This window comes from Streptomyces sp. NPDC001880 (assembly GCF_053594575.1).
On the sequence record NZ_JBSFET010000158.1, the window covers coordinates 1 to 7,394 of the forward strand.

A 7,394-nucleotide genomic window follows, 5' to 3' on the forward strand; every position below is an offset into this window, starting at 1 on the left:
CCCTGCTGGAGGACGTTGCCTGCGCCGGGGCCGGTCTGCGCACCTTGCTGGAGGACGTTGCCTGCGCCGGGGCCGGTCTGGGCGCCCTGCTGGAGGACGTTGCCTGCGCCGGGGCCGGTCTGCGCACCTTGCTGGAGGACGTTGCCTGCGCCGGGGCCGGTCTGGGCGCCCTGCTGGAGCACATTGCCGGCACCGCGGCCGGTCTGCGCACCTTGCTGGAGGACGTTGCCTGCGCCGGGGCCGGTCTGGGCGCCCTGCTGGAGCACATTGCCGGTGCCGGTATCGATGCAGAACGGGGGGATGGACTGAGTGCAAATGATTTGGGACGGGGCCTGGGACGGGGCCTGAGGCGCCGCTGCGGCGCTTGTTGCACCAACCCCGCCGGCGAGCGCCGCGACCAAGCCAGACACGCCGATCAGGTGGGGAATTCCTTGCCGAATGCTTCTCATCATGGTGGATTCCTTGCGTGTGAAAGCGGGTTTGCGCTTACCTGCACCAGCCATCGTCGGGTGCCGGGCGGCACCGCGGCGTGACGTCGGCGTGACTGGCTCAGCTGACCGCGACCAGCGGGTGCTCTCGGCAGGCGGCTATGTGCGCCCCAGCCATGGCCAAGGGCTTTCCCGCAGACGGTCATGTTTCCCGGGACATGAACCGATACCGGTCGGTGAAACCGACCGGCGTGAAGAACAGCCGGGAGATCCTGGAGGCATGTGACCTCACCGAGGGCTGTCGAACGGCGGCCGAGCTGGTTGCGGCAACCACGTGGTGGCCCGATATGCGCAGCTGAGGGCAAGAATCCGACCGAGCGGTGTGCTCGGTCGGCTGCGTACGGTAACAGGCCTCAGGGGGACGTACTGGCAGCCGACGTGCCGTGCCGCCGGGGTGCGCCCGGACAGCACGCGCGTTCAGCGGAACGGGCGAAATTCCGTGATGGTCACCCTGGCCCGCTCGTGGACGGCGCAACGGGCCGCCTCCTCACCTCAGATACCACCCGCTGAACTCGACCGTGCCGCGCAGCCCGCTCCCGCCGTTCGTCGCGCTCATGAAGATCCCCACGTCCTGTGCCGCCGCCGTCCCCGGCACGGCGACCGTGCCCACCGTCCGCCAGCTCGCTCCGCCGTCGGTGGAACAGGACCCCGTGCACCCGTCCCCGGCCCGGGTCAGCCGGAGCAGCACCGGGGCCCTGATCCCGGTGATCCGCCGGTACGTGTCCAGGGTGCCGTCGCCATTCGTGTCGTACGAGAGCACCACACCGTTGGACGGCGTCACCGCCAGGTTCAGGAACCCGGTGGAGCCCGGTGTCGCCAGGGCGTTGCGCACCACGATTCCCGCACGCGCCCAGCCCCCGGTGTTCTCCTGCGCGTCGACCCGCACGGTCACTTCCGCCCCGTCGGACCATGCCCCCTCCCGGTACGCCGTGCCGAACTGGCTGGTGCCCTTCCACAGGTCCTGGCCCGCCCCGTTGATCGCGAACCGCTCGTCCAGCTGGCCGAAGACCGCCGCGTTCGCCGTGTACGTGCGCCAGCCCGGCTCCAGCGGTGCCGCCAGATGTACCGCGCCGCGCCGCAGATCGGTCACCCGGTCCTCGCCGCGCGGCCCGTACGCGGTGCTCAGCTCGTACGGCATCGGCACCAGCGGTGTGATCAGCGGCTCGGACGGGGCCGTGACCCGCCAGTCCACCGCGCCGGAACCGCCGGCCGTGACCTCGTCGAGGAAGGTGCTGCCCGTCGCGGTGGCGTCCAGCCCGGTGAGCGCGAAGTCGACCCGGCCGGTGGACCGCAGGCCGTTCAGATTGCGGAAGGCGGCCGTCACCGTACCGGTGCTGCCCGGCGTGAACGCCACCGGATCGGCCGACACCGTGACGGTGCCCTGGTACGGGGCGGTGGCCAGGGTCTCGAAGGCCCGTCGCGCCGTGCGGTGGGCATCGCCCGTCGCCCGCAGCGGATGGCTGTCGGTGCGGCGGGTCCACTCCTCCTCGCCCGGGTACCAGTCGAACGGCTTCGCCGCCCTGCCCTCCGTGAGCGCGTCGGTCAGCTCGTCCAAGTACGTCTGCCACTGCGGGAGGTGGACCTCGGCCATCAGCCCCTGCCAGTCGCGGTTGGCGTAGTTGCTGAGGTCGTCCGCGGCCGTCCGGTCCGCCCAGGTGGTGATCAGGGTGCGTGCCGTCCACTCCAGCCGCACCGCCTCCGCCGGGCTCGTCGCCAGCCGCTTGGCGTCCTCCAGCCACGGCCCCAGCAGAAAGGCCCGGTGACAGCCCGACATCGCGTCCGTCAGCCGCATCAGCTTCAGCCAGAGCGCGGCGAGCACACGGAACCGGGCCACGTCCTTGTCGGCCTGGGCGGCCCGCAGCTGCGGCAGCAGGATCCGGGAGCGGTCGGCGAGCGCCTGCCGGGTCAGATCGGTGAGGTCGTAGCGGTAGGTGTCCGAGTCGCGCAGGGACGGGCGTACGCCGAGGAGCGCCGCGAACGCCCGGTCGAAACCGGCCGGGTCGAAGGCGGTGCTGACGGAGGAGGTGATGCCGGGGCGACGGGAGAAGAGGGAGTCGACGGGGCGGCCGTCGGTGCTCGTCAGCCGGTACGCCGTGGCAGCCAGCGCGGCGAAGGCCGCCTCTGCCGAGCGGTCCAGGCCGCCGTAACGGAACCTCGGGTAAGCCCGGAACCACGCCTCCCGGTCCACCGTCCCGGTCCGCCAGGCCAGCTCGCTGAACAGCTCGAACGCCGCCGGGTCACGCTCGGTCGCCTCCGGCATGTACGCCGTGCCGACCAGCGCGCTGCCGGGCCTGTCGCGCCAGGCCGTGAACTTCTGCGTCCAGCGGTCGGTGTTGGCGCCGATCGTCGTACGGCCGCCGAAGTTCGGGATGGTGCCGAAGGCGTACGGTGCTCCGCCCCAGTCCTTCTCCCGGTCGGTGACCGTGTCCAGGTCGGAGAGGCCGTCGACGATCAGGATCCGGTCGGTGTCGACCGCCTCCAGCAGCGCCTGCCGGGGATTGGCCTGCCAGCCGAGGATCATCCAGGTTGCGCCGGGGTGCGCGGTGTGCAGGGCCGACTCGACGGCTCGGGCGGCCTCCGGCACCGGGACGTCACCGGCATTGCCGCCCTCGTGCAGCAGATCCATCTTGAAGTGCTCCGCCGGACCGAACAGCTCCTCCTGGTGCCGGTAGAAGGCGGCGGCCACCTCGGCGAAGACGGGGGTGCGCGGGTCGAGCCAGTCGGGCCGGCGCAGCCCGTTCCAGGTGCCCTGCGGGACGACCCTGGCCCCCGGATTGCGGTCCGTGAAGCCGTCCGGGACCGTGCCGAAGTAGCCGGGGAACACCGGTGCCATGCCCAGCTCCCGCATCCGGTCGGCGATGTGCCGGCCCAGCTCCGCGCGCCGCCCGATCAGCTCGGGACCGAGCGGGCCGCCGTATCCGCTCATGTTCTGGAGCAGCCACCACGGCTGGTGGGAAGGGGCGGGCAGCCAGGCGCGGGCCTCGGCGTCGCTGTAGCCGAAGTCCTGGAGCAGCCGGTGGTAGACGGCCTCCTGCCCGGCGGTGACCAGCACCTCGTTGCAGCCGTGCAGAGCCAGGACGTCCAGCATTCGCTCCCAGCGCGGCCAGTCGGCGTACGGGGCGGTGTAGCCGTCGTGGGTGTCGTTGAGGGCGAACCGGTGGGCGACGGTCGCGGAGCGCTCGACGGGGGTGCGGGGTGCGGGCAGCCGGCGGGGCAGGTCGGTGCGGCTGCCGGACCAGGAGATCACGGCGTCGCAGGTGTACTTGAGGTACCAGTGCGCCCCCGTCAGGGCGGCGGCCGGTGTGGTGGCGGCGATCTCGATCCGCCCGGTGGTGCCGGTGACCCGGAAACGGTCGTGCGCGCCGTCGCCCCGGGGCAGGGAGCGGAGCCGGAACTGACCGGCGTGGTCCGGCAGCAGACGGCCGAGCGCCTCGTGCGCGGGCGCAAGGTCCCGGGCCGGAGCCGCCGGAGCCGCCGGAGCGGCGGTGGCGTGCGCGGGGGAGGCGGCTCCCAGCGCGGCGGCGGCGCCGACGGCTCCGGCGGTGCCCAGCAGCGTACGTCTCGTCAGCCGGGAGGAACTGAAGGGCAGGGAGGGTCCCGTCATGATCCGCACTCCTCGGTGTTGTTCATGATGGTGCATGCGACAACAGGCGTGTGCGGTGCGCACGTTAATGACGGGTCCGGGAGCGGGCAATGGGACGTTCGGCGGTTTGTGCCGATCCAGCCGTTCGGCCGTCACGGCGGGGCGACCAGGCGCCCGGTCGTCAGGCGAAGGCGGCCGGCCGCTCCTCGTCGAGCTCACCATGGGCGTCGACGGCGCATCCGGCGGCTGAGGGCTTCACTGATCGGCTCGAGGGGCCGGGCGACGCGGCTGACCGGGTCGGCACATGAAGCGGCCCGGTCCCCAACGCGCCGGACCAGGGCCGCTCCACATGTTCTCCGGTGCGTCAGGGCGCGTACTTGTACCCGACGCGCCGTACCGTCTGGATCGAACGGCGGTGCTCCGCGCCCAGCTTGCGGCGCAGCCGGGCGATGTGGACATCCACGGTGCGCCCGTCGCCCACATGCCCGTAGCCCCAGACCGTGGTCACCAACTGGTCGCGGGTGTGCACCCGGTGCGGATGCGCGACCAGATGAGCGAGCAGTTCGAACTCCAGGTACGTGAGGTCGAGGGCTTTCCCGTCCACCGCGGCGGTGCGCTGCACCGGGTCGATGTGCACCGGCCCGATGGCCGGCTCCTCCAACGGTGTCGGCACCACGTACTGGGCGGCCGCGGTGGCCGCCGCCGTGACGGCGGGCCGCTGATCGGCCGGTACGAGCACCAGATAGCCGATCATCGGCGGCCGGCCCGGCACCGCCGGAACGGTGTGCTGGGGCGCGGGCAGCCAGGTGGCACCCGGCGGCAGGAACTCCGCCACATCGGCCGGCTGGACGACTTCGTCGGGGTCGACGGCACGCAGCCGGTGGCGGTCGGGGGAGAGGGAACGGGCGGGGGTGGTGGCCGCAGCGGGCGCCGAGGACGCCGAGGTGGCAGCGGCCGCGGCGGAGAAGGTACGAGTGTTCGCCATGAGGGTCAGCTCTTTCGCGCGAAGGAGTCGTCGGTGGACGGACTTGCTTGCGCGCGGACCGAAGGCCGGGATGAGCGGCGTTAGAGGGTCTGCGCGTTCGACGCGCGACAACACACCCGGTCGAAGTCATGGTGCTGACGGGACGGCCAGAACGGCTCGAGGTCGCTGTGACCTGTCGAGGTGTGCCGGATGCTGGCCATGTCCCCATTGAACCAGAGAACCGGACGCCGCAGCAGACCTCTGTCACCCGTCGATACGGACCCTTTGCGTTACATGCCCCACCAGGGCTTCTCGTACGGCGCCGCAGCAGACGGGCCGGTTTCCGCACCGCCCCACGGCCGGCGACCGGCTCAACCCACCAGCCGCTTGCGCCAGTCCAGGCCGGTCAGCTCGATCGCCCGGTCCGGCGAGCCGTCCCACTTCACCGTCAGCCCCGCGTCGCCGAGCGCCTCGACCACCTCCCGCCCCACGAGCGCGGTCTCGTCCGCCGCCTCGTCGAACCCGCCGACCGAGGATTGCCGCGTTACGCGCGGGCCCTGAGCAGCGACTCGAAGCCCGCCGCGCGGATCCGGCGGACCACTTCCTCCTCCGTGGTGCCCAGCGCCCGGGCCGCTCCCGCGAGCCGCCAGTCCGCGTCGGCGAGCCGGTGCAGCAGATGGCCGCGCCTGATCTGGGCCTCGGACAGCCGGAACGTCTTCAGGTACGCGACCTGCCCCTTGTGATCGGTGATCGTCTCACCGATGTGCTGCCCCGCCCCGCCGGGCCGGAACGGCGGCAGGAACCGCCACAGCGTGAACGAACCCATCCGGTACACCCGGTCGAAGGCGTACGAGCTGTCCAGCAGCTCACCCGCGAACAGGGTGTCGTGCGCCTCGCCCCACTCCCGCTCGCACGCCTCTGCCGCCGCCCGCAGAGCGGCGAGCGACCGCAGCTGCGGACCGTCGGGTATCCGCGCCGTGAACTCCGGCACCGCGGCGCCGTACAGCGCGTACTGGTGGATCAGCTCGCCGTACAGGTCCTCGACCAGCGACGGGTGCAGCAGCCGGTAGTCGTCCGGGTGCGGCAGCACGAACGCGGCGGCGAGCGCGTCGGCCGCGTACACCATCACCCCGCACTGGCCGGGATGGATCTCGAAGACCCGCAGCGCGTCGCCGAGCCCGCGCACCGACCACCCCATGTACGCGTCCTCGGCGCGCGGCGAGAGTCCGTCGCGCAGCGCCTGCCGCGACCACTCCTCCCAAGCGACGGAGGGGCCGCCGAAGTGCAGGGCGAGATAGCCTTCCAGCGCGAGGTGCAGCGGCAGGAAGCGCAGCCGGTCGCCCGGTCGTCGCTTCGCCATCCGGTGGTGGCGGTGGCGCTGGAGCCGCGCGGTCCGGGGCGCCGGCCGGTTCCCGGCCGCGGAGCCCGCGCCCGCGCCGAGCTGTGTACCGTACGCGGCGGACTGCTCGCCCTCGCCGGACCAGTCGGCGACGAAGCCGTGCGGGATGACCGAGGCGTAGTGCGTGCGCGGCCCGATGTCCACGACGCCGTGCCCGTGGTCCGTGTAGAGCTCCTCGTGCAGCCGCAGCCCCTCGACGGGCTGTTCGCGCACCAGCGGCACCAGCCGGATGCCGCCCCACACCTGGGCGGGGCGGGTGGCGAGCCCGGTCAGTTCGAGTCTGTTCACGATGCCGCTCCTGCCCCGTCGTCGCCCACGAAACGTGCCACCTGCCGGTCCAGAAAGGCGTACAGCGCAGCCGCTCCGGTGCGTCCCTCGGCGAACCCCGCGATCTCCACCAGCGCCGGCAGGTCCTCCGCGTCCCGGACACCCGCCGTGGGCACGCCCGGCGCTAGGCGCCGCACATCGAAACCGTCCGCGTCGTACACGGGGTTCACATGCACCACCGCCGTACGCCGGTCCGGATCGAGCCGGGTCCGCCAGACCCGCAGCACTTCGCCCGCGAGTCCGGGCGGCGCGTTGTCCCAGCCGTCCGAGACGATGACCAGCCGGTCGGGCCCCAGCTCCAGCGCGTCCAGCACGCGGCTGCCGAGCGGGGTCGGCCCCCAGGGCCTGGCCAGCAGCGGATCGGTACGGCCCGACGTCCACAGCGGGGTGTACGCGCCCGGTGCGGCCAGCACCTCCAGCAGGAAGTGGCAGGCCAGCGCCACGGCGAGCGGGCGCCGCCGCTTCTCGCCCGACCCGGACGACGAGTAGCTGTCGTCCAGCACGGCGGCGACCCGGCCCCAGCCCCCGGCGTGCGGGCCCGCCGCGCGACGACGGCGCCACGTTCAAGCAGACGGTGCTGATGGAGAACCCGAGCGACGAGTCCATCCGTGACGCGGAGACCAGCTTCACGCC

General features: G+C 72.6%; 4 protein-coding genes and 2 pseudogenes. All 6 read right to left on the minus strand.

The annotated features are described in order from the left end of the window. Positions 1-266: pseudogene (locus tag ACWCQ6_RS34780) on the minus strand (hypothetical protein); the annotation flags it as partial. 709 nt (positions 267-975) lie between these two features. After that, positions 976-4,092: an alpha-N-acetylglucosaminidase gene (locus tag ACWCQ6_RS34785; protein WP_451096156.1), complete on the minus strand. Its 3,117-nt coding sequence runs from the start codon at positions 4,090-4,092 to the stop codon at positions 976-978. A gap of 343 nt (positions 4,093-4,435) precedes the next feature. Next, on the minus strand, positions 4,436-5,056 hold the full coding sequence (locus ACWCQ6_RS34790) for a winged helix-turn-helix domain-containing protein (protein WP_451096158.1): 621 nt from the start codon (positions 5,054-5,056) through the stop codon (positions 4,436-4,438). Between the two features lie 350 nt (positions 5,057-5,406). Further along, positions 5,407-5,526, minus strand: a complete 120-nt coding sequence (locus tag ACWCQ6_RS34795) for a DUF6891 domain-containing protein (RefSeq protein WP_451096160.1) — start codon at positions 5,524-5,526, stop codon at positions 5,407-5,409. A 53-nt stretch (positions 5,527-5,579) separates the two neighbouring features. Further along, the gene (locus ACWCQ6_RS34800; protein WP_451096162.1) at positions 5,580-6,722 is read right to left on the minus strand and encodes an ARPP-2 domain-containing protein; all 1,143 of its coding nucleotides are present in this window, start codon (positions 6,720-6,722) and stop codon (positions 5,580-5,582) included. Beyond that, positions 6,719-7,312 (minus strand): annotated as a pseudogene (locus ACWCQ6_RS34805) (hypothetical protein); the annotation flags it as partial. The gene ACWCQ6_RS34800 and the pseudogene ACWCQ6_RS34805, both read right to left, overlap by 4 nt. Positions 7,313-7,394 lie beyond the last annotated feature (82 nt).

What these genes read in the sequence shown, in the direction of transcription:
- ACWCQ6_RS34790 (WP_451096158.1), bottom strand. Translation starts at nt 5,056, where the DNA reads ATGGCGAACACTCGTACCTTCTCCGCCGCGGCCGCTGCCACCTCGGCG.
- ACWCQ6_RS34785 (WP_451096156.1), bottom strand. Translation starts at nt 4,092, where the DNA reads ATGACGGGACCCTCCCTGCCCTTCAGTTCCTCCCGGCTGACGAGACGT.